This is a genomic window from Pseudomonas sp. CROZ-RG-20F-R04-15 (genome assembly GCF_022662375.1).
Classification (GTDB): Bacteria; Pseudomonadota; Gammaproteobacteria; order Pseudomonadales; family Pseudomonadaceae; genus Aquipseudomonas.
Genome location: NZ_JAKNQL010000012.1, coordinates 60,552 through 81,085 on the forward strand (window position 1 = coordinate 60,552; position 20,534 = coordinate 81,085).

Sequence of the window (20,534 nt, forward strand, 5' to 3'; positions counted from 1 at the left end):
CGCGCGCAACGTAACCTAAGCGTGATCGGCGCACCAGAGCGCTTCTTGAAGAAAATCCGACCGCCGGTAAGCTGCTGATTTGACGTCATTTTGCTGTCACACAAACGTCATGTGACATTGCGATGATGCGGCTCAGTGAACCTGCCATTTGCGCGACCGACGCCCCCTCTTCGCAGCGAGCCTTCATGAACCACAGCCTCGATATCAGTCATCGCGATCCTGATCTGTTTGGCCTGCTCTACGGCTTTCGCTTCCTGCCCGGCGAACGTGGCCGCGAAGTCGATTCGGCCACGGCATTGCGCTGTTTGCAGGACGACAGCGACACTGGCGAGTTCCTCTGGCTGCACCTCAATCTGGCGCATGCGGCGTGCGAGCGCTGGATGAAAAGTCACCTGCAATTGCCCGAAGAGTTTTTCGAGGCGCTGCACGAAGGCTCGCGGTCGACGCGCATCGAGCACGTCGACTCGGCGTTGCTGGCGGTGGTCAACGATGTGGTGTTCAACCTCAGCAGCATGGTGTCTTCGGATGTGTCGACGCTGTGGGTCTGTGTGCGCAGCAAACTGATCGTCAGTGCGCGTTTGCAACCGCTGCATTCGGTGGACAAATTGCGTTCGTCGGTGAAGGCCGGCGAGCGTTTTCGTTCACCCTCGGAACTGCTTGTGCACCTACTGCGCGATCAGGGCGAAGTGCTTACGCAGATCGTGCGCAAGACCAGCCTCAGCGTTGATCAGGTCGAGGACGAATTGCTTTCCTCGCGGCTGTCGACCAACCGCGCCGAACTCGGTGCCAACCGCCGGGTGCTGGTGCGTCTGCAACGGCTGTTGGCGCTGGAGCCGGGTTCGTTGCTGCGCCTGCTCAATCGGCCGCCGCCGTGGTTGCAGAAGGAGGACGTCAAGGAGCTGCGCAAATCCACCGAGGAGTTTGCGCTGATCATCAACGACCTCACCGCCCTCGGCGAGCGGATCAAATTGCTCCAGGAAGAGATCGCCGCCAACCTCAACGAACAGAGCAACCGCACGCTGTTTACGCTGACGGTGGTGACGGTGCTGGCGTTGCCGATCAACATCATTGCCGGTTTTTTCGGGATGAATGTGGGCGGGGTGCCGTTGTCGCAGGATCCGGAAGGGTTCTGGATTTTGGTTGCGCTGGTGGCGACGTTTACCGTGATTGCCGGGCGTTGGGCGTTTCGCAAGAGAGGCGATTACTGACCACAAAATGCGCTAGCACCGCAGTTCCAATGTGGGAGCGAGCCTGCTCGCGAAAGCGATCTGTCATTCAACAATGATGGTGACTGACACTCCCTCTTCGCGAGCAGGCTCGCTCCCACAGGGATCCTCTTCAGTCTTCGGATCAGCGGTGGAGCTAAAACCGCAAACACTGACCTGACGCAGTCTCTCTGTAACATTCTGCAATGATCATGAGCGACACTCCTTCCCTCGCTCAGGATTGTCCGCTCATGGCTACTCCCTCCCTGACCGCCAGCCCCGCGTCCGCCGCCAGCGGCAGGCCAGCCCTCGACAAGAAAACCGGCCCGTTTACCTACGTGATCTTTTTCGCCGTGCTGGCGATGGGGATGTTGTTCACCGCCTACAGCCTGATGCACGACATGCACGAACTCGGCACGGTGGTGACCACCTGGACGCCGTTCCTGCTGCTCGGCGTGGCGCTGTTGATTGCGCTGGGCTTCGAGTTCGTCAACGGTTTCCACGACACCGCCAATGCGGTCGCGACGGTGATCTACACCCACTCGCTGCCGCCGAATGTCGCGGTGGTCTGGTCGGGCTTCTTCAACTTCCTCGGCGTGCTGCTTTCGAGTGGTGCCGTGGCGTTCGGCATCATCGCCTTGCTGCCGGTAGAGCTGATTCTGCAGGTCGGTTCGTCCGCCGGTTTCGCGATGATTTTCGCCCTGCTGATCGCGGCGATTCTGTGGAACCTCGGCACCTGGTGGCTGGGTTTGCCGGCCTCGTCATCGCACACCTTGATCGGTTCGATCATCGGCGTCGGCGTGGCCAATGCCTTGATGCATGGCCGCGACGGTACCAGCGGTGTCGACTGGGCGCAGGCGACCAAGATTGGTTACGCCTTGCTGCTGTCGCCGCTGGTGGGTTTCGGTTGTGCGGCGCTGTTGCTGTTGGCACTGCGGGCGTTCGTGAAAAACCGTTCGCTGTACAAGGCACCGGAAGGCAACACCCCGCCGCCATGGTGGATTCGCGGTTTGCTGATTCTGACTTGTACCGGCGTGTCCTTCGCTCACGGTTCCAATGACGGCCAGAAAGGCATGGGCCTGATCATGTTGATTCTGGTCGGCACGCTGCCGATGGCCTACGCCTTGAACCGCACGATGCCGGAAGAACAATCGCTGCAGTTTGCCGCTGTGGCGCAGGTCACCCAGCAAGCGCTGGTGAAAAGTGCACCGCTGCCGGCACCGGCCGATCCGCGTCCCGTCCTCTCCGACTACGTACGCAGCAAGGAAGCCACACCGCAACTGATTCCCGCCCTCGCCGCCCTCACCGGGCACATTGGTGAAGAAGTCAAAGGCTACGGTTCACTGGCGAAAGTCCCGGCTGAAGCCATGGGCAACGTGCGCAATGACATGTACCTGGCCAGCGAAAGTATTCGCCTGATGGACAAGAACAAGGTCGGCAATTTCGACGCCGACACCAGCAGCAAACTGCAATTGTTCAAGCAGCAGATCGACAACGCCACGCGATTTATTCCGCTGTGGGTGAAGATCGCCGTGGCCATTGCGCTGGGCTTGGGCACCATGGTCGGCTGGAAGCGGATTGTGGTGACGGTTGGCGAGAAGATCGGCAAGACTCACCTGACGTATGCGCAAGGTGCATCGGCGGAAACCGTGGCGATGCTGACCATTGGCGCGGCGGACATGTTTGGCTTGCCGGTGTCGACGACGCATGTGTTGTCCTCCGGTGTGGCCGGGACCATGGTTGCCAATGGCGGTGGATTGCAGATGAAGACCATCCGCAATCTGCTGATGGCGTGGGTGCTGACGCTGCCGGCCGCGATCCTGCTGTCGGGCAGCCTTTACTGGCTGTTCACCCAGATCTTCTAATCAGCAAAAATCTCCTTGTGGGAGCGAGCTTGCTCGCGAAAGCGGTGGATCAGTCAACTCTGAATTGACTGACACTCCGTCTTCGCGAGCAAGCTCGCTCCCACATTGGCTTAGTGATCAGGTTCAGAGCGCAGAGCGAATCAGATCGCCGAGCCAATCCATAAACACCCGCACCCGCAACGGCAAATGCCGCTGCCTGGCATACAGCAATGAAATGCCCATCGCCGGCGCCGTAAATTGCGGCAACACCGTCAGCAGTTCGCCGTTATCCAGATGCGGTTGCATGCCGGTACGCGGCACCTGAGTCAGACCGAAGCCGCCGAGGCACGCCGACTCGTAAGCCTCAGTGCTGTTGACCGTAATGCTGCCTGCCATCGGCAAGCGCTTAACCTGCCCGCCCTCCTCGTACACAAACCCTTCCGAACGCGAACCCAGCACGCCGACATAATGCACCAGTCGATGCTGCGCGAGATCTTCCAGCGACTGCGGCACACCGTAGCGTTCGAGGTAGGCGGGGCTGGCGCAATTGACCATGGGGAAGTCACCGAGGTGTCGCGCGACCACCGATTGATCCGGTTGCGCGCCAATCCTCACCACGCAATCGAAGCCCTCGCTGAGCAGATCGACGCGGCGGTCGGTGCTGCTGATTTCCAGTTCCAGATTCGGGTGCCGATCCATGAACTGCGGCAGGTGCGGCATGACCAGGCGCCGCGCCAGAATGTTCGGCAGGTCGACACGAATGCGCCCGGTCAGCGACGCCTCATCCTGGCGGAACAAGCCTTCGATCTCGTCCATGTGCGAGAGCAGATCCTTGCTGCGTTCGTACAGCACCAGACCATCCTGAGTCGCCTGCACTTTGCGCGTGGTGCGTTGCAACAGGCGCGTGCCGAGCAGCGCTTCGAGCGCTTGCACATGCTCGGAAACGGTCGATCGCGGGAGACCGAGATTTTCCCCGGCGAGGGTAAAACTCGACAGTTCGCTGACACGGACGAAGGTGCGCAGCAGTTCCAGTTTGTTCATGGGCCACCCGTTGATTGTTCGGCTCAAGCGATCAGTGATTCCGCTTTCAGTCTGTTTATCACCACAGGGCGGACAAATAAACTTTGATCCATCACCTGATCATTCACGGCAATCGAGAAAAAACCATGAATCGCAAAATCGCATTGATCACCGGCGCCAGTCGTGGCCTGGGCAAAAATGCCGCCCTGCACCTTGCTGCGCAAGGCATCGACATCATTGGCACCTACAACAGCCGCGCTGATGAAGCCCAAGCGCTGATCACCGAAGTGCAGGCTCTCGGCGGCAAAGCCGTGATGCTGCAACTGGACGTTGGCCGCAGCGACAGCTTTGCCGATTTCGCTACACATGTTGAGCAAGCGTTACAGCAAACCTTCGACCGCCAGCGCTTTGATTTCCTGATCAACAACGCCGGGGTCGGCTTGCATGCCGGTTTCGCCGAGACCACCGTCGAGCAATTCGACCTGCTGATGAATGTGCACCTCAAAGGGCCGTTCTTCCTGACCCAACAACTGCTGCCATTGATCAACGACGGCGGGCGGATCATCAACATATCCAGCGGCCTCGCCCGCTTCACCATTGCCGGCGCCAGCGCTTATGCCGCAATGAAAGGTGCGATTGAAGTGCTGACCCGCTATCAGGCGAAAGAGTTGGGCGCACGGCAGATTGCCGTGAATACCCTGGCGCCAGGTGCGATTGAAACCGACTTTGGTGGCGGTACCGTTCGCGACAACGCGGCAGTGAATGCGGTGGTCGCCGACAACACTGCGCTGGGTCGTGCCGGTCAGCCGGATGACATTGGCGGGGCGTTGGCGCTATTGCTGTCGCCGGGTGCGCAGTGGATCAACGGTCAGCGTGTCGAGGCATCCGGCGGGATGTTTCTCTAAATACCGGGCACAAAAAATCGCAGCCTTTCGGGCTGCGATTTTTTTGTTTAGCCCTGACACGCATTACGCATCATCACGCGCTCACGCACCACGTCATAACCCCAGTGATACACATAGGTGTACGGCAGGAAAAACAGCAACACGCCGATGTCGAGCAAAAACGCCTGCCATAGGCTGACCGACAGCCACCAGGCAATCAGCGGCACACCCATCACGATCAAACCACCCTCGAACAGCAGCGCGTGCACCACCCGTACCCAGGCATTGTGCGCAACGTTCATCCGCGCCAGCAGGCGATCGAAGAAGCGGTTGAACACCACGTTCCAACCCAGCGCCAGCATGGCGATCAATACTGTCACCGCGCCCATTTCAAGCATCGGTTTTTGCATGATCCACGCCAGCAACGGGGTGCAGATCAGAATCGCCAGCAGTTCGAAACCGATGGCCTGGAAAAAACGTTCAGTGATGGATTTGTTGGCAGTCATGGCCTGAGTCCTTGAGTGAAGATGGTTGCCATGATCTATGCTCGCATCGATACTTCATAACCAATAACCATCGATCAAGGCGATAGTTGATGATTTCCCAAGAAGTGCTGCTGGCATTTGTCCAGGCTGCCACCCAAGGTTCGTTTTCAGCAGCGGCGCGCAAGCTCGGGCGCAGCCAGTCGACCATCAGCGCGGCGGTGGCCAGTCTTGAGATCGATCTGGATCTGCAGCTGTTCGATCGCAGTAGTCGCAAACCGACCCTGACCCAGGCCGGGCATGTGATGCTGCAACGCGCCGAGGCGATTCTGGCGGCCAGCAATCGCCTGGAAATGACTGCGCGGCAGTTGTCCCAAGGCGTCGAGCCGAAACTGACGGTGGCGATTTCCGATACTTATCAGTCGTACCGTTTTGAAGCGGCGCTGGTCGGGTTCGAGCAGCGTTATCCGGATCTGGAGCTGGAATGTCTGATCGCCGAATGCGATGACCTGGTCGAGTTGGTGCAGCGTGGTCGCGCGCATCTCGCGTTCGCGGAAATGCAAGAGAGCTATCCGCCGGATCTGGTCACCTCGACCGTGGCCGAGCGCACGGAGATCGCCTTGTTCGTTAATCGCAACCATGCGCTGGCCAAGCTTGATCACATTGATCAGCACATCCTCGAGCAGCATCGCGAGTTGCGTCTGGCGACGATCGTCAATCCGTATGACAGTCGTGGCAAAGGTCGGGTGTGGTCGGCGCCGAGTTACCTGATGCTGCTGGAAATGGCCGAGAAAGGTTTTGGCTGGGCGCCGTTGCCGCGCTGGCTGGCACAGCGTTATGGCAATGATTTGCTGGTGGAATTGAAGGTGCGTGGGTGGCCGAAACCGGTGTTTGTCGATGCGTTGTGGTCGCGCCTGTATCCACCGGGGCCGGCGGGCAGTTGGTTGTTGAGCAAGATGCTGGAATAGCGGTGAAGATAGAGCCACCCTCACCCCAGCCCTCTCCCCGAGGGAGAGGGGGCCGACCGAGGTGTCTTGCGTCAGACATCGACCTGAGAGACCGAGTCGATTATGGATTGATTGCTGCGGTATATATGGTCGTGAAATTTGGGTCGATTATGGATTCACCGCTGAGCGTTCAGGTCGGCGTACTTCTACAGCATCCCCCAATCGGTCCCCTCGCCCTCTGGGAGAGGGCTAGGGTGAGGGCAATTCCAGCGCCGAAAGCCGACCTTCAATAAACCGCCGCTCCGGCTCCTGCCGCGTCAATTCCAATGCTCGAAGATACGCCGACCGCGCCTCCGCCACCCGACCCAACTGCCGACAGAACTCCGCCCGCGCCGAATGCGCCAAGTGATAATCCTGCAACTCGCCGCGCGCCAAAATCCCCTCAATCAGATTCAGCCCCGCCAGCGCCCCATCACGCTTGGCCACCGCCACCGCCCGGTTCAACTCGATCACCGGCGAAGGCACTGCCCGCAACAGCACGTCATACAAGCCAACGATCTGCTCCCAATCCGTCTCCCCCGCCGACGGCGCCTCGGCATGCACCGCCGCAATCGCCGCCTGCAAACAATACGGCCCGAACCGCCGCGTGGTCAGCGCACGCTCGACCAATGCACAACCTTCGGCGATCAGATCGGCATCCCAGCGCGAGCGATCCTGATCATCCAGCAAGACCAATTCACCGTCCGGCGAAGTGCGCGCCGAGCGTCGCGATTCGTGCAACAACATCATCGCCAACAGCCCCATCACCTCCGGTTCTGGCAGCAACTCCATCAACAGTCGCCCCAGCCTGATCGCCTCACGAGTCAGGTCCTCACGGGTCAACTCAGCCCCGACCGACGCCGAATACCCCTCGTTGAACACCAGATAAATCACCCGCAACACGCTGTCGAGGCGCTCGGGCAATTCGCTCAGGCTCGGTACTTGATAAGGGATTTTCGCATCACGAATCTTGGCTTTTGCACGCACGATGCGCTGGGCAATCGCCGCTGGCGCGGAGAGAAAGGCGCGGGCGATTTCCTCGGTGGTGAGGTCGCAGACTTCACGCAAGGTCAGCGGCACTTGCGCGTCCGCCGCCAGCGCCGGGTGACAACAGGTGAAGATCAGCCGCAGGCGATCGTCTTCCACATCCTCGCCACTCCAGTCGGCCTGTTCCAGTTCTTCCAGTTGCGCCAACAACAATGGCTGCGAGGCCTTGAACCGCGCGCGGCGGCGCAATACATCAATCGCCTTGAAGCGCCCGGTCGAGACCAGCCAGGTGCGCGGATTGTCCGGCACGCCGTCGCGCTGCCAGCGTTCGACCGCGACGAAGAACGCCTCGTGCAAGGCTTCTTCGGCGAGGTCGAAATCACCGAGCAGACGAATCAGCGTCGCCAGTATCCGCCGCGAGTCTTCGCGATAGACCTGCTCGACCCGCGCCCGGACTTCAGACATTCAACTGCCGCACCGGGCGCACTTCTACGCTGCCCACCCGCGCCGCCGGAATGTTGCCGGCGACCTGAATCGCTTCGTTGAGATCCTTGGCGTCAATCAGGTAGAAACCGGCCAATTGCTCCTTGGTTTCAGCGAACGGGCCATCGGTGATCGACAGTTTGCCGTTGCGCATACGCACCGTGGTGGCAGTCTGCACCGACTCCAGTGCCTCGGCGGCAACCATCCGGCCGCTGCCCTGAATCGACTCGGCATAAGCCCAGCACTCGGCGTCTTCCGGACTGTCGGGCGATGCATGCAGCAGGCGTTCATCGCTGTAGACCAGGCATAAATACTTCATGGCGTTCTCCTGAATCGGACGGTTCAACTATGGCTGAAGATCAGGGAGTCACATCGAACAGGGTCGCGCCGCTCATCGGATCGAACGGCGCCGACCAGTGTTCGTGGGCGATTTTCCACGCCCCGCCGACCTGCCGATAGCAGGCGGTGACACGCATCCAGCAGCTCTGGGTTTCGCCCTTGTCGTTGGTGCCGCCGCAGTTGGCCACCCAATGCGCGAAAGCGATGTTGTCGGCGCTTTCGATGGCGATTTCATGGAATTCGAAGACGTGCGGGCCGGGGCACATTTCCATGCACGCCACCCAGTGCTCGCGGTAGGCGGCTTTGCCCTTGAATTGCAGGGCCTTGATCGCGTCGAAGGAGACGATGTCGTCGGCGTACAACGCCATGACTTTCTCCACGTCCTTGGTCATGACGGCTTCGCGGTAGGTGTTGATCAGGGTCTGGATTTCAGCTTGTGCACTCATGGTGTTCTCCGTGGTTTTTGTTGTGAAGACACCCTTAGTCGTCCGGCGATCGGGCAGATCGACAGAGCAAACAAAAAAATTCTACAGAAGACAAAATCGCTAGAATCGGCGACTTAACTTGTAGGAAAAAGGAAATTCCCGTGTCAGCCCAACTCGTGCCGTACGACAGCCTGAACGCCTTACAGCGTCAGCAAGTCGAGGCGATTGAAATCCATGCCGAACAGATCAAGTTCTCCGGTGATATCCACGGTGCCTTGCACACCCTGCTGTCGAAACCCGGCCCCGGCGTGAAGGGTTTTGCCCTGCTGGCGGAGGACGTGCCGGTGGCGTTTCTGCTGCTCAAGCGCCCGCCGGTATTGCCGGCCTGGGCCGATGAACACAGCGCCACCTTGCATGCGTTGCAGGTCGATCGCCGCGCGCAGGGCAAGGGTTACGGCAAGGCCTGTCTGCAAGCGCTGCCCGAGGTTGCGCGTCAGGCGTGGCCGGAGATCAAAGGTCTGGAATTGTCGGTGGACGCTGATAACGATGCCGCGATCGCGCTGTACGCCAAGCACGGCTACGTCGACAGCGGGGAAGCGTACAAAGGCCGGATCGGTTACGAGCGGCGCATGGGGCTGTTTTTCTAAGTCAGCGGGAGAGCAAGGATGATCGATTCAATCGAAGCGCTGGAAGCGATTTACGGACTGCCCCACGAGCGGGCGGTACGCAAACAGATCGGTTTTCTCAACGAAGATTATCAGGCGATGGTGCGCGTCTCGCCGCTGGTGATCGTCAGCTCGGTGGGCGCCGATGGCCTGGATAATTCGCCGCGCGGGGATGCGCCGGGCTTTGTGCGGATCATTGATCAAAACACCCTGGCCCTGCCGGATCGCCCGGGCAACAACCGCATCGATACCTTGCGCAATGTGCTGCAGGATTCGCGGGTGTCGTTGCTGTTCATCATTCCGGGGATTGGTGAAACGTTGCGGGTTAATGGCACGGCGGTGATCAGCGCAGAGCCGGCGCTGCTGGAGAGTTTTGCGGTGAATGGCAAACCGGCGAAAACCGTGTTGCTGGTGACGGTGGAAGCGGCGTTTTTTCATTGCTCGAAAGCCTTCGTCCGTTCGGATGCGTGGAATCCTGAAACCCATCTGCCGCGCTCGGCCCTGCCCTCTGCCGGCGCCTTCCACAAACGCCTGAATGACGGCGAGTTCGACGCCGACACCTACGACCGCGAAGCCCCAAAAAGAGTAAGCGACACCCTCTACTAAACGCGGATTTTCAAACGCCACAACACCCTGTGGGAGCGAGCCTGCTCGCGAAAGCGTCATATCAGTCAACAAATTGGTTGGCTGACACGGCCTCTTCGCGAGCAGGCTCGCTCCCACAGTTTTGATCAGTGTTGGGTCAGAGAGTAAGAATCATCTCGTGCCACGCCATGCCGCCGTGATCCGACTCCGACGGTTTGATGTAAGCAAAGCCAAACCCGGCATACAACGGAATGTGCTTTTCCTTGCACATCAAATGAATCGTCGCCTTATCCATCCCGCGCATACGCTCGATGAACTCGCCCATCAAGCGCTTGGCCAAACCCTGCCCCTGATAATCAGGGTGCACCACCACCGACATGATCACCACGTTCGGCCCTTTCGGATCGTGGCCGATCAGTTCCTTGAACGCCTCGTCCGACATCTGCACATCAAACGCCGCGCCGGAATTGACGAAGCCTGCCACCACGCCATCCACCTCAGCGACGATAAAACCTTCCGGCCAGGTGGCGATGCGCGTGGCGATCTTCTCGCGAGTGGCCGCTTCGTCGCCCTCGTAGGCAACGGTTTCGATGGCGTAGCAGCGATCCAGGTCGGCGGCGGTGACGTTGCGGATGACGGTGTTCATGGCAGCTCGGAAATCAGCAGAAGAAAGTGCCGAAAGCATAAAGGAATCGCGGGGGCATATCGATCCGCACACAGCGCAAACGCACGAGGCGGATCATTGATCCGCCTCATTGCTGGTTCAGCCCTTGGTATCGACCGGCACGCAGATTTCCAGTTTGCCGGTGTGCTTCTTCGGATTGAAATCCGCGCTGTAACGTTCCAGCTCCGGGGCGTTGAGTTCCACGTAATGGGAGCTCGGCAACCAGGTCTTGTAGATGTATTGCAGGGTTTGCGGCAATTGCTCGAGCGGTCCCTTGTGCTCAAACACCGCGTATTGCCGGGGCAGCACTTCGACCCACTGGTAGACCTTCTGGTCGAGGTCGTCGAGCTTGCTGATTTCCACCCCGGCGATGTAATCGAAGCCGCCCTTGCCGTCGAAATTACTGCAGACCCCGTAGGTCACTTCGTTTTTCTGCCCCTGAATCTTTCCCAGGTGCGGCAAGAACTTTTCCCACAGCGCCGGGATGTCCCTGGCCGTGTCTTGAGTAAATCGACCGCGCAAACCTGCAATCAGCAGAAAGTGTCCATGTTCGAAGCGAGGTTCAGCCACTTCGACGCGTTTTTGCTCATCCATGACTCGACTCCTGGCACAAAAAAAGGGGTTCGGCTGGGAGTATAGAAAGCCAAACCCGTTTCGCACGATTACAGCGCGTGCAACTGCTCGACGGCGCCTGAGCCGACAAATTCGTTGTAGCCAGATACGATCACGTAGACCGCGAAATAGCAGAAGATCGCTGCAGATGCCATGTAGGAATAGCGCAACAGCTTGTCGCCCAGCAGCTTGCCGCCGTGGCTCGCCGCGAAGCACAAACCCGCCGACCACAGCAGCCCGGCGCAAAGAAACCCGCCAAGAAACAGCGCCGAACTCAGTGGGCCTCCGCCACCGGAACGGGCGATCAACGTACCGCCCACTGCAGCGAACCAGAGAATCGCGCTCGGCGACGACATGGCGAGAAAAATCCCCCGGAAGAACTCCTTGCGATGCGAGTTTTGCCCCACCTCAGCGGTCGCGGCCAATTGCGCTTCGTGGTGGATCGCCGAGTAAATCATCTTCGCCGCAAAGTAGATCAGCAGCACCGAACCGCCGATCCACAGCACCCAGCGCACGCTTTCGTATTGCAGCAACACGGTCATCCCGGCCAGTGCCAGCACCGCGTAAATCAGGTCGCCAACGCAAGTGCCGAGGCCCAAAGCGAAACCCTGAAAGTAACCGCGCTGCATCGCCAGAGTGATCATGGCGATATTGGCCACGCCGATATCCAGGCACAGCGAAAGGCTCAGCAAGAAGCCGCTGGTGAATTCCATCTACCGATTTCCTTGGGCAAGATTTGTTGAAAAACGCGCTGGACAGTATGCCATCACAGCCCTTATCTTCCGCCACAGGTCACCGCAGTGACCAGCGTCGCTCGGACGGTTCCGGGCGCTTACGTTATCCGAGGCAACAATGGCTGAACAAGGTTCGCCGCGCCGCTTTGCGCGCATAGATCGACTCCCCCCTTACGTTTTCAACATCACCGCCGAGCTGAAGATGGCCGCGCGTCGTCGTGGTGAAGACATCATCGACTTGAGCATGGGCAACCCCGACGGCGCCACGCCGCCGCACATTGTCGAAAAACTTGTACAAGTTGCGCAACGCGAAGACACCCATGGTTACTCGACATCCAAGGGCATTCCGCGTCTGCGCCGGGCGATTTCCAATTGGTACAAGGATCGTTACTCGGTCGACATCGACCCGGAAAGCGAGGCCATTGTCACCATCGGTTCCAAGGAAGGCCTGGCGCACTTGATGTTGGCCACCCTGGATCAGGGCGACACCGTACTGGTGCCGAACCCGAGCTACCCGATTCACATTTACGGCGCGGTGATTGCCGGCGCGCAGGTGCGTTCGGTGCCGCTGGTGCCCGGCGTGGACTTCTTCGATGAACTGGAACGGGCGATTCGTGGCTCGATTCCGAAACCGAAAATGATGATCCTCGGCTTCCCGTCGAACCCGACCGCGCAGTGCGTGGAACTGGATTTCTTCGAACGCGTGATCGCTCTCGCCAAGCAATACGACGTGCTGGTGATTCACGATCTGGCTTACGCCGACATCGTCTACGACGGCTGGAAAGCGCCGTCGATCATGCAGGTGCCGGGCGCCAAGGACATCGCGGTGGAGTTTTTCACCCTGTCCAAGAGCTACAACATGGCCGGCTGGCGCATCGGTTTCATGGTCGGCAACCCGGAACTGGTCAACGCGCTGGCGCGGATCAAGAGCTACCACGATTACGGCACTTTCACTCCGCTGCAAGTCGCGGCGATCGCGGCGCTGGAAGGCGATCAGCAGTGCGTGCGCGACATCGCCGAGCAGTATCGCCAGCGCCGCAACGTGCTGGTGAAAGGTCTGCATGAGCTGGGCTGGATGGTCGAAAATCCGAAGGCGTCGATGTATGTCTGGGCGAAGATTCCTGAGCAGTACGCGCATCTGGGTTCGCTGGAATTCGCCAAGAAACTGCTGGCCGAGGCCAAGGTTTGCGTCTCGCCGGGGGTGGGTTTTGGTGAGTATGGCGATGATCACGTGCGCTTTGCGCTGATCGAAAACCAGGACCGCATTCGTCAGGCTGTACGCGGGATTCGCGGGATGTTCCGGGCGGATGGCCTGGCCCCGAAAACCGGTAACTGACACCTGCCCCCTGTGGGAGCGAGCCTGCTCGCGAAGGCGTCGTGTCAGCTACATCAATGTTGACTGACCCACCGCTTTCGCGAGCAGGCTCGCTCCCACATTGGTTTTGGGTGAACCACGAAATCCACGTACAAAAAAACCGCATCGCTGCGGTTTTTTTGTGTCTGCAAGAAGCTATTTAAACGAATAGCGACAACAGCAGGATAAAGCCCAACGCAACCACCGAGAGGATGGTTTCCATCGCCGTCCAGGTCTTGAACGTCTCGGCCACGGTCATGTTGAAGTATTGCTTCACCAGCCAGAAACCGGCGTCATTCACGTGCGACAAGATCAACGAACCGGCGCCGGTAGCGAGTACCAGCAACTCACGGTTAACGCCCGGAATCATCCCCACCACCGGCACCACAATGCCCGCACCAGTAATGGTTGCCACAGTCGCCGAACCGGTGGCGATACGAATCACCGCTGCCACCAGCCACGCCAGCAGGATCGGCGAGATCTGTGCACTGACCGCCATGTGGCCGATCACGTCGCCCACACCGCTGGTCACCAGCATCTGCTTGAAGCCACCGCCAGCACCGATGATCAGGATGATCGCGGCGGTTGGCGCCAGACTGGCGTCGAGCCACTTGAGCATCTGCTGGGAACCGATGCCCTGCTTGTGCCCGAAGGTGTACAGCGACAGCAGCAACGCCAGCAGCAGCGCCGAGATCGGGTGACCGATCATGTCCATCCAGGTGCGGAAGAAGTTGCCGTCCGGCAGCGCCACGTCAGCAAAGGTTTTCAGCAGCATCAGGAACACCGGCAGCAGCACGGTGATCAGGGTGATGCTGAAGCTCGGCAGCGTGGCCGAGTCATCGTTTTCACGGGCCAGTTGATCGACCAGTTCCTGATTCGGATGACCCGGAATGTGCTTGGCAATGAACGTACCGAAGATCGGACCGGCAATGATCGCGGTCGGCAACGCAACGATCAGACCGTAGAGAATGGTCTTGCCGATGTCAGCGCCGAACACGCCGATGGCCAGCAGCGGGCCCGGGTGCGGTGGCACCAGACCGTGCACGGCGGACAAACCGGCGAGCAGCGGGATACCGATCTTGATGATCGACACGCCAGTGCGGCGCGCAACGATGAACACCAGTGGAATCAGCAGGACAAAGCCGATCTCGAAGAACAACGGAATGCCCACCAGGAACGCGGCGAACATCATTGCCCACTGGACTTTGTCTTTACCGAACGCACGGATCAGGGTCTGGGCGATCTGATCCGCCCCGCCCGATTCGGCCATCATTTTGCCGAGCATGGTGCCCAGCGCAAGGATGATGCCGACGAAACCGAGCACGCCACCGAAGCCGTCCTGGAACGCTTTGATGATGGTGCCGACCGGCATACCGGAAGTCAGACCGAGGAACGCGGCGGCAATGGTCAGGGAGATAAACGGGTGTAGCTTGAACTTGGTGATCAGGACAATCAGTCCGATCACCGTGACCACTGCATCAAGCAGCAGAAACGCGTCGTGGGACATGCCAAACATTGGGGGTGTCTCCTGGATTGTTGTTGTTATTAAAGCGGGTTAAACAGAAGTCGGGAGGACCGCGCTAGCTCTTTCAACACACTCATACCGCCTGTTTCAGACCGTGGGCCTGCCACCAGACGTGAGCCTGGGACGCCAGTTCTTCAACACTGTGGATCGAGGCATTCAGGGCCAACGTCAACGGCTCGCCCTTGGGCGATTCGAGGGTGGCGAACTGGCTTTCGATCAACGTGGCCGGCATGAAGTGGCCCGGACGATGGGACACACGCTCAGCGGCGACTTCAGGGGTCAATTCAAGAAACACGAAACCCAGGCCCGGCAAGGCGCTGCGCAGCACTTCGCGATAACTGTGTTTAAGGGCCGAGCAGGTCAGCACCGGGCGTTTGCCCGACGCATCGACGCGACGCAGTTCATCGCACAGGCTGTCGAGCCAGCCGGCACGGTCGTCGTCGTTCAGGGGGATCCCCGCGCTCATCTTTTCGATGTTCGCGGCCGGATGGAAAGTATCGCCTTCAATGGCAGTGGCGCCGCTCAATTGGCACAGGGCCTCGCTGACGCACGTCTTGCCGCAACCGGCAACGCCCATGATGACCAGGGCGGTGATGGGATGACTCATATAACACCTCAGCGCGCAGACAGCGCTACCTTTGCTAGCTATGACTCTAGTGCACAGGCAGAAGTTGCCGACGCCTTCTTGTCGTTTTTTTGGGTTGCAGCAGGTTTGTTCCCAACGCCAAAAAGCGAAGATCAGGCAGGACCTCGCTTACGCATTTACAGCTGCATCAGGACAGCGCTACCTTAGTGCCTTGATTTTTGTTTGGCAAGCCGTCGATGACCCCCCCTAAAAACGATAAAAATACCCGCACCACCGGCCGTCCCACCCTGAACGAAGTTGCCCGCCTGGCCGGCGTCAGCCCGATTACCGCCTCCCGCGCCTTGCGCGGGGTCAGCACCGTGGCCACGGAACTGGTGGAAAAAGTCCAGAAAGCCGCGCTCGAACTCAACTATGTGGTGAACCCCGCCGCCCGTGCGCTGGCCTCGGCGCAGAGCCATTCAGTGGTGGTGTTAGTGCCGTCGCTGTCCAACTTGCTGTTCATCGATACGCTGGAAGCCATTCATCGGGTGCTCACGCCCAAAGGCTTTGAAGTGCTGATCGGCAACTTCCACTATTCGCGCGATGAAGAAGAAAACCTGCTGCGCAACTACATGGCCTATCAGCCGCGCGGTTTCCTGCTGACCGGGTTTGATCGCACGGAAAGTTCGCGGCGGATGATCGAGGCGAGCAATATTCCCTGCGTGTACATGATGGAGCTGGACAGTGCCGCTGGCGTGAATTGCGTGGGTTTCTCGCAGCTCAGCGCCGGTGAAACGGCGGCGGAGCATTTGCTTTCTCGTGGACGCAAGCGTCTCGCTTACATTGGCGCGCAGCTCGATCAACGTACGTTGCTGCGCGGTGAAGGTTTCCGCAAAGCGTTGCAGAAGGCCGGGCGTTACGACCCGGATCTGGAAGTGCTGACACCGCGTGCCTCGTCGGTGGGCCTAGGCGGTGAGTTGTTCCTGCAGTTGCTGGCGGCGCATCCGGATGTTGATGCGATCTTCTTTGGCAACGACGACCTGGCGCAGGGTGCCTTGCTGGAAGCGTTGCGCCACGGCATCAAGATTCCCGAACAAGTGGCGATTCTCGGTTTCAACGACTTGCCGATGTCCGAGCACATGGTGCCGCGCCTGAGCAGCATCAACACCCCGCGTGAAGCGATTGGCCGGCGCGCGGCGGAGCAGATGCTGACATTGATGGCGGGTAACAGCGTGGCGCGGCCGGTGGAAGACATGGGCTTCGAACTGAAGATTCGCGAAAGTACCTGACCGCCACAGATTCAAGGTTGAAACACAATCCCTGTGGGAGCGAGCCTGCTCGCGAAAGCGTCGTGTCAGATAAGCATGTGCCGACTGACACGACGCTTTCGCGAGCAGGCTCGCTCCCACAGTTGGATCTGCACAATGTTCAATGGCTGAGCAGGTCGACGAGGGCCAGTGCGCCTTTTTGTAAGGGCTGGCTCTTGAGCCACACCGCATGCACCGGCATCACCAGTCCGTTTTCGATATTGCGGAAATTCAGGCGTTTCAGCCGTCCGCTGTCCAACCGCGCCTGCACCACCGACAGCGGAAAATTGCCCCAGCCCATTCCCGCTTCGACCATTTCCATCGCCGTCTCAAGGCTGTCGGTGCGCCAATACGATTGCGCCACCAATGGCCGCGTTTCGCTGATCGGCAAGTCGCGACTGGCAACGATGATCTGCCGCACCTGCACCAGGTCTTCAAGAAACACATCCTGCCCCTGCAACAGCGGGCTGTCCGCTGCCAGCGTGGCGATCATCCGTTCGCTGCCGACAAACTGAAAACGCTCCAGCACGTTCATGCTCAGCCCGGCGAACGCCAGGCACACGCTGACCCGGCCGCTGTGCAGCATCGCCAGCACGTCATCCTGCGGTGCGGTCAGCACTTCGATGTCGAGCAGCGGATGCCGCTCGGCGATCACCTTGATCGCCGCCAGCAAACGACGGCGGTCGATGTCCGCGACCACGCCGATCGACAACTTGCTCTCCAGCCCCAGCGACAATTCCACCGCGTGCACTTGCAGGTGTTTGAGTTGCTCGGCGATCAATCGCGCGTGGGGCACCAGCGACAGCGCCATCGCCGTCGGTTGCGGTTCGCGGTGGCTGCGGTCGAACAGCAGATAACCCAGTTCGGCTTCAAGATTGCCGATGCCCATGCTCACCGCCGATGGGACTTTGCCCAGCGCCCGCGCTGCCGCCGAAAACGAGCCGCGTTCGATCACGGCAAGAAACAGCTCGATGCTGTCGCTGTTGAAATTCACTTTTCACACCTATCAACAAAACTGAAAGCTACCGACTTTTTCTGTCAGCCCTATTGAAGCTATCTTTCGCCGCCTTCGCCAGCCCCGCTGGCCAACAAATGGCAAGAATGAGGCAAACCCCATGCAAGGCGTCAAACGCAAACTGGTCTACGTGTCGCTCTACGAAGTAATCGGCATGACCTTCTCGGCCCTCGGTCTGGCACTGTTGTCCGGCACCTCGCCGGGCAGCACCGGGCCGCTGGCGGTGATCATTACCACCATCGCCGTGACCTGGAATTTCATCTACACCTCGATGTTCGAACACTGGGAAAGCCGTCAGCGCTCGCGCACTCGCACAGTGAAACGGCGCATCGCTCACGCGGTCGGTTTTCAACTGACGTTGATCGTGTTCCTGATTCCGTTGATCGCCTGGTGGATGAACATCAGCCTGGTGCAGGCGTTTCTGCTGGATCTGGCGCTGATCATTTTCATTCCGTGCTACACGTTCGCCTTCAACTGGCTGTTCGACCGGATCTTCGGGCTGCCTGCCTCGGCATTGCCGGATTCGCCGGCTGCGGCATAAATCGTTAATTCGTAAGCGGATATTGCGAGAAATCAGCGATTTACCGGGATAAACCGCCGATATTCACAATCCGTTAACTCCGATAGCAGGCTAAGCTTTTCCATCAATAAAAAATGGATCAGCCCATGACTGCTCACGCCCCCGCCGCCGCGCAAAGCGACGGCATCGACCCGATCCGCGCCGCCCAGGTGTCCGCCCGCATCGATCGCCTTCCGGCGGTCGCAACGATCTGGCGGCTGGTGGCGCTACTGTCGATCGGTGGTTTTTTCGAACTCTACGATCTGTTCCAGACCGCCTACATCAGCCCCGGTCTGATCCGCGACGGCATCTTCGCCACCGGCAATCAGGGCGTGTTCGGTTTCTCCGATCAAGCGGCGTTTGCTTCGGCAACATTCCTCGGCCTGTTCCTCGGCGCCAGCCTGCTCAGCCCGCTGGCGGATCGCTTTGGCCGCCGCGCGATCTTCACCTTCGCCCTGGTCTGGTACACGGTGGCGACGGTGTTGATGGGCATTCAGAGTTCGGCGCTGGGCATCATCTGCATGCGTTTTCTGGTCGGCATCGGTTTGGGCATCGAACTGGTGACCATCGACGCCTACCTCTCCGAACTGGTACCCAAACGCATGCGCAGTTCGGCGTTTGCCTTCGCGTTTTTCGTGCAGTTCCTGTCGGTACCGGCGGTGGCGCTGATGTCGTGGTGGCTGGTGCCGCAAGCGCCATTCGGTATCAGCGGCTGGCGTTGGGTGGTGTTGGCCAGCGCGGTGTTTGCGCTGTTTATCTGGTGGTTGCGCAAACGCCTGCCGGAGTCGCCGCGCTGGTTGGCACAGCATGGCCGCTTTGACGAAGCCAACCGGATTCTCGATGGCATCGAAGCACGCTGCGAGAAAGATCACGGCAAACCGTTGGATACGCCGGAAACGGTCCCGGTCGACGTCGAAGGCAAGGGCCGCTTCGCCGATATCTGGCAACCGCCCTATCGCCGTCGCGCGTTGATGTTGATCGTCTTCCACATCTTCCAGGCCATCGGGTTCTTCGGTTTCGGCAACTGGTTGCCAGCGCTGCTGTCCGGCCAGGGTGTCAGCGTTACGCACAGTTTGATGTACGCGTTCATCATCACCCTCGCCTACCCGCTCGGGCCGTTGCTGTTCGTCAAGTTTGCCAACCGTTTCGAGAACAAATGGCAGATCGTCGGCTCGGCCCTCGGCGCGATGACCTTCGGCACCTTGTTCGCGCTACAGACCAGTGCGTTCGGGCTGATCTTCTGCGGGGTGATGATCACCTTCTGCAATGCCTGGTTGAGCTTCAGCTATCACTCGTACCAGAGCGAACTGTTCCCGACCAACATCCGCGCCCGCGCGGTGGGTTTCTGCTATTCGTTCAGTCGTTTGTCGACGGTGTTCAGCAGTTTGTTGATCGGTCTGTTTCTCGACAACTTCGGCACACCGGGCGTACTGGCGTTCATCGTCAGCAGCATGCTGATCGTGATGCTGACCATCGGCTGGTTCGGTCCGCGCACGCGCAATCTGGCGCTGGAGAACATTGCCCATCGCTGAGAGGCAACGGTCATCCTCTGCCGCTTATCGGCAAGGGATGACCGCCGCCAACACCTGACCAATGATCAACTTATTGAAATAAAAGGATTTATTCAGAAGGCACGGTAATTGCTCCACTACGCCAGTCAGCAATTACCTACAGGTCCGCACATCATGTTGATCAGTGCCAAACAACAGCAAATCATTCACTTGCCCAAAGCGCTGAATGACGATGCGACGTCCACCGCCGCAGCCGGTCTGCAAGGTGGCCTGCACGGCGCCATGCTGCAAACCCTGCAAAACCAGACTCAGGCGCAAACCGCTGAAGCCACCGCCAAAGTGCAGGACTCGGCCACGCAGATCGCCACCCAGCAAGTCAGTGAAGCCTCGCGCATCAGCGACAATGTCGACGAAGCGTTCGCCAAAACGCGCGTGGGCCTGCAATCGACCGATGCCACGTCGACCACGAGCACCGGCACCTCGGCTACCGACGAGTTCAAGGACTACATGAGCAAAACGCCGGAACAGCGTCTGCGCGACAGTATCCTGCAGTCGATGGGGCTGACCGAAGACGACATCAAAGCCATGCCGCCGGAGAAACAACTGGCCATCGGCAAAGAGATCGCCGAGCGTTTGCAGGACAAGATGAAGCTGGCGCAGGCTGAGAAAGACAACGATGTGAAGGACAGCGACAAGCAGGCGGACAAGTTTCTCGCTGCGCTTTGATCTCCAGGTCGCTTGAAATCAAATGTGGGAGCGAGCCTTCTCGCGAAGGCGGTGAAC

The 20,534-nt window shown here is 59.4% G+C and carries 22 protein-coding genes; 11 read left to right on the forward strand and 11 right to left on the reverse strand.

Annotation, left to right across the window (positions count from 1 at the left end):
* Positions 1 to 185 precede the first annotated feature (185 nt).
* The gene (locus tag L8H52_RS18550) at positions 186 to 1,208 is read left to right on the forward strand and encodes a transporter (protein ID WP_064119987.1); all 1,023 of its coding nucleotides are present in this window, start codon (positions 186 to 188) and stop codon (positions 1,206 to 1,208) included.
* Positions 1,209 to 1,456: 248 nt separating this feature from the next.
* Positions 1,457 to 3,070, forward strand: a complete 1,614-nt coding sequence (locus L8H52_RS18555; protein WP_242208234.1) for an inorganic phosphate transporter — start codon at positions 1,457 to 1,459, stop codon at positions 3,068 to 3,070.
* A gap of 123 nt (positions 3,071 to 3,193) precedes the next feature.
* Here the strand turns inward: L8H52_RS18555 and L8H52_RS18560 are convergent, their stop codons facing one another.
* Positions 3,194 to 4,090 (reverse strand): LysR family transcriptional regulator, encoded by an 897-nt coding sequence (locus tag L8H52_RS18560; RefSeq protein ID WP_242208233.1) that lies wholly within the window; start codon positions 4,088 to 4,090, stop codon positions 3,194 to 3,196.
* A gap of 125 nt (positions 4,091 to 4,215) precedes the next feature.
* Between L8H52_RS18560 and L8H52_RS18565 the strand changes: the two genes are divergently transcribed.
* Complete coding sequence (locus L8H52_RS18565; RefSeq protein WP_242208232.1) at positions 4,216 to 4,974, forward strand: SDR family oxidoreductase; 759 nt, start codon at positions 4,216 to 4,218, stop codon at positions 4,972 to 4,974.
* Positions 4,975 to 5,021: 47 nt separating this feature from the next.
* On the opposite strand, the gene L8H52_RS18570 is transcribed toward L8H52_RS18565, so the two are convergent.
* Positions 5,022 to 5,459: a multidrug/biocide efflux PACE transporter gene (locus L8H52_RS18570; protein WP_242208231.1), complete on the reverse strand. Its 438-nt coding sequence runs from the start codon at positions 5,457 to 5,459 to the stop codon at positions 5,022 to 5,024.
* Between the two features lie 89 nt (positions 5,460 to 5,548).
* Here L8H52_RS18570 and L8H52_RS18575 point away from each other — a divergent pair, with 89 nt between their 5' ends.
* Positions 5,549 to 6,403 carry a LysR family transcriptional regulator gene (locus L8H52_RS18575; RefSeq protein WP_242208230.1) on the forward strand — a complete coding sequence of 285 codons (855 nt, stop codon included), beginning with the start codon at positions 5,549 to 5,551 and terminating at the stop codon, positions 6,401 to 6,403.
* Positions 6,404 to 6,631: 228 nt separating this feature from the next.
* Here the strand turns inward: L8H52_RS18575 and L8H52_RS18580 are convergent, their stop codons facing one another.
* The 3 genes from L8H52_RS18580 to L8H52_RS18590 are packed head-to-tail and all read right to left on the reverse strand — an operon-like array spanning position 6,632 to position 8,676.
* Positions 6,632 to 7,873, reverse strand: a complete 1,242-nt coding sequence (locus L8H52_RS18580; protein WP_242208229.1) for an RNA polymerase sigma factor — start codon at positions 7,871 to 7,873, stop codon at positions 6,632 to 6,634.
* Positions 7,866 to 8,210, reverse strand: a complete 345-nt coding sequence (locus L8H52_RS18585; protein WP_242208228.1) for a YciI family protein — start codon at positions 8,208 to 8,210, stop codon at positions 7,866 to 7,868. The genes L8H52_RS18580 and L8H52_RS18585 overlap by 8 nt, the downstream gene beginning before the upstream one ends.
* A 40-nt stretch (positions 8,211 to 8,250) precedes the next feature.
* On the reverse strand, positions 8,251 to 8,676 hold the full coding sequence (locus tag L8H52_RS18590; protein WP_242208227.1) for an SgcJ/EcaC family oxidoreductase: 426 nt from the start codon (positions 8,674 to 8,676) through the stop codon (positions 8,251 to 8,253).
* 140 nt (positions 8,677 to 8,816) lie between these two features.
* On the opposite strand from L8H52_RS18590, the gene L8H52_RS18595 reads away from it, so the two are divergent.
* Both L8H52_RS18595 and L8H52_RS18600 read left to right on the forward strand, forming a co-directional pair.
* Positions 8,817 to 9,302, forward strand: a complete 486-nt coding sequence (locus tag L8H52_RS18595) for a GNAT family N-acetyltransferase (protein WP_242208226.1) — start codon at positions 8,817 to 8,819, stop codon at positions 9,300 to 9,302.
* Positions 9,303 to 9,320: 18 nt separating this feature from the next.
* Complete coding sequence (locus tag L8H52_RS18600) at positions 9,321 to 9,926, forward strand: pyridoxamine 5'-phosphate oxidase family protein (RefSeq protein ID WP_242208225.1); 606 nt, start codon at positions 9,321 to 9,323, stop codon at positions 9,924 to 9,926.
* Positions 9,927 to 10,062: 136 nt separating this feature from the next.
* Here L8H52_RS18600 and L8H52_RS18605 read toward each other — a convergent pair whose 3' ends face one another.
* The 3 genes from L8H52_RS18605 to L8H52_RS18615 form a co-directional block, all read right to left on the reverse strand.
* The gene (locus tag L8H52_RS18605; protein ID WP_064389186.1) at positions 10,063 to 10,551 is read right to left on the reverse strand and encodes an N-acetyltransferase; all 489 of its coding nucleotides are present in this window, start codon (positions 10,549 to 10,551) and stop codon (positions 10,063 to 10,065) included.
* Positions 10,552 to 10,668: 117 nt separating this feature from the next.
* Complete coding sequence (locus L8H52_RS18610; protein ID WP_242208224.1) at positions 10,669 to 11,163, reverse strand: GyrI-like domain-containing protein; 495 nt, start codon at positions 11,161 to 11,163, stop codon at positions 10,669 to 10,671.
* Positions 11,164 to 11,231: 68 nt separating this feature from the next.
* The gene (locus L8H52_RS18615) at positions 11,232 to 11,894 is read right to left on the reverse strand and encodes a LysE family transporter (RefSeq protein ID WP_242208223.1); all 663 of its coding nucleotides are present in this window, start codon (positions 11,892 to 11,894) and stop codon (positions 11,232 to 11,234) included.
* A 139-nt stretch (positions 11,895 to 12,033) separates the two neighbouring features.
* Between L8H52_RS18615 and alaC the strand changes: the two genes are divergently transcribed.
* On the forward strand, positions 12,034 to 13,251 hold the full coding sequence (gene alaC, locus L8H52_RS18620) for an alanine transaminase (RefSeq protein ID WP_242208222.1): 1,218 nt from the start codon (positions 12,034 to 12,036) through the stop codon (positions 13,249 to 13,251).
* Between the two features lie 178 nt (positions 13,252 to 13,429).
* Here alaC and L8H52_RS18625 read toward each other — a convergent pair whose 3' ends face one another.
* Both L8H52_RS18625 and L8H52_RS18630 read right to left on the reverse strand, forming a co-directional pair.
* Positions 13,430 to 14,785: a GntP family permease gene (locus L8H52_RS18625; RefSeq protein ID WP_242208221.1), complete on the reverse strand. Its 1,356-nt coding sequence runs from the start codon at positions 14,783 to 14,785 to the stop codon at positions 13,430 to 13,432.
* An 82-nt stretch (positions 14,786 to 14,867) separates the two neighbouring features.
* A complete protein-coding gene (locus L8H52_RS18630) occupies positions 14,868 to 15,401 on the reverse strand; it encodes a gluconokinase (RefSeq protein WP_007917804.1) in 534 nt (177 codons plus the stop codon).
* Positions 15,402 to 15,616: 215 nt separating this feature from the next.
* Here L8H52_RS18630 and L8H52_RS18635 point away from each other — a divergent pair, with 215 nt between their 5' ends.
* Positions 15,617 to 16,648, forward strand: a complete 1,032-nt coding sequence (locus L8H52_RS18635; RefSeq protein ID WP_242208220.1) for a LacI family DNA-binding transcriptional regulator — start codon at positions 15,617 to 15,619, stop codon at positions 16,646 to 16,648.
* A 139-nt stretch (positions 16,649 to 16,787) separates the two neighbouring features.
* On the opposite strand, the gene L8H52_RS18640 is transcribed toward L8H52_RS18635, so the two are convergent.
* Positions 16,788 to 17,660 carry a LysR family transcriptional regulator gene (locus L8H52_RS18640; protein ID WP_242208219.1) on the reverse strand — a complete coding sequence of 291 codons (873 nt, stop codon included), beginning with the start codon at positions 17,658 to 17,660 and terminating at the stop codon, positions 16,788 to 16,790.
* Positions 17,661 to 17,781: 121 nt separating this feature from the next.
* Between L8H52_RS18640 and L8H52_RS18645 the strand changes: the two genes are divergently transcribed.
* The 3 genes from L8H52_RS18645 (at position 17,782) to L8H52_RS18655 (ending at position 20,477) form a co-directional block, all read left to right on the forward strand.
* A complete protein-coding gene (locus tag L8H52_RS18645; protein WP_242208218.1) occupies positions 17,782 to 18,222 on the forward strand; it encodes a PACE efflux transporter in 441 nt (146 codons plus the stop codon).
* A gap of 125 nt (positions 18,223 to 18,347) precedes the next feature.
* Complete coding sequence (locus L8H52_RS18650; RefSeq protein WP_242208217.1) at positions 18,348 to 19,772, forward strand: MFS transporter; 1,425 nt, start codon at positions 18,348 to 18,350, stop codon at positions 19,770 to 19,772.
* A gap of 153 nt (positions 19,773 to 19,925) precedes the next feature.
* A complete protein-coding gene (locus L8H52_RS18655; protein ID WP_242208216.1) occupies positions 19,926 to 20,477 on the forward strand; it encodes a hypothetical protein in 552 nt (183 codons plus the stop codon).
* Positions 20,478 to 20,534 lie beyond the last annotated feature (57 nt).

Bases quoted from the DNA above. Each gene is read 5' to 3' on its own strand.
- L8H52_RS18550 (WP_064119987.1), top strand. From the start codon at position 186: ATGAACCACAGCCTCGATATCAGTCATCGCGATCCTGATCTGTTTGGC.
- L8H52_RS18555 (WP_242208234.1), top strand. From the start codon at position 1,457: ATGGCTACTCCCTCCCTGACCGCCAGCCCCGCGTCCGCCGCCAGCGGC.
- L8H52_RS18560 (WP_242208233.1), bottom strand. From the start codon at position 4,090: ATGAACAAACTGGAACTGCTGCGCACCTTCGTCCGTGTCAGCGAACTG.
- L8H52_RS18565 (WP_242208232.1), top strand. From the start codon at position 4,216: ATGAATCGCAAAATCGCATTGATCACCGGCGCCAGTCGTGGCCTGGGC.
- L8H52_RS18570 (WP_242208231.1), bottom strand. From the start codon at position 5,459: ATGACTGCCAACAAATCCATCACTGAACGTTTTTTCCAGGCCATCGGT.
- L8H52_RS18575 (WP_242208230.1), top strand. From the start codon at position 5,549: ATGATTTCCCAAGAAGTGCTGCTGGCATTTGTCCAGGCTGCCACCCAA.
- L8H52_RS18580 (WP_242208229.1), bottom strand. From the start codon at position 7,873: ATGTCTGAAGTCCGGGCGCGGGTCGAGCAGGTCTATCGCGAAGACTCG.
- L8H52_RS18585 (WP_242208228.1), bottom strand. From the start codon at position 8,210: ATGAAGTATTTATGCCTGGTCTACAGCGATGAACGCCTGCTGCATGCA.
- L8H52_RS18590 (WP_242208227.1), bottom strand. From the start codon at position 8,676: ATGAGTGCACAAGCTGAAATCCAGACCCTGATCAACACCTACCGCGAA.
- L8H52_RS18600 (WP_242208225.1), top strand. From the start codon at position 9,321: ATGATCGATTCAATCGAAGCGCTGGAAGCGATTTACGGACTGCCCCAC.
- L8H52_RS18605 (WP_064389186.1), bottom strand. From the start codon at position 10,551: ATGAACACCGTCATCCGCAACGTCACCGCCGCCGACCTGGATCGCTGC.
- L8H52_RS18610 (WP_242208224.1), bottom strand. From the start codon at position 11,163: ATGGATGAGCAAAAACGCGTCGAAGTGGCTGAACCTCGCTTCGAACAT.
- L8H52_RS18615 (WP_242208223.1), bottom strand. From the start codon at position 11,894: ATGGAATTCACCAGCGGCTTCTTGCTGAGCCTTTCGCTGTGCCTGGAT.
- alaC (WP_242208222.1), top strand. From the start codon at position 12,034: ATGGCTGAACAAGGTTCGCCGCGCCGCTTTGCGCGCATAGATCGACTC.
- L8H52_RS18625 (WP_242208221.1), bottom strand. From the start codon at position 14,785: ATGTTTGGCATGTCCCACGACGCGTTTCTGCTGCTTGATGCAGTGGTC.
- L8H52_RS18630 (WP_007917804.1), bottom strand. From the start codon at position 15,401: ATGAGTCATCCCATCACCGCCCTGGTCATCATGGGCGTTGCCGGTTGC.
- L8H52_RS18635 (WP_242208220.1), top strand. From the start codon at position 15,617: ATGACCCCCCCTAAAAACGATAAAAATACCCGCACCACCGGCCGTCCC.
- L8H52_RS18645 (WP_242208218.1), top strand. From the start codon at position 17,782: ATGCAAGGCGTCAAACGCAAACTGGTCTACGTGTCGCTCTACGAAGTA.
- L8H52_RS18650 (WP_242208217.1), top strand. From the start codon at position 18,348: ATGACTGCTCACGCCCCCGCCGCCGCGCAAAGCGACGGCATCGACCCG.
- L8H52_RS18655 (WP_242208216.1), top strand. From the start codon at position 19,926: ATGTTGATCAGTGCCAAACAACAGCAAATCATTCACTTGCCCAAAGCG.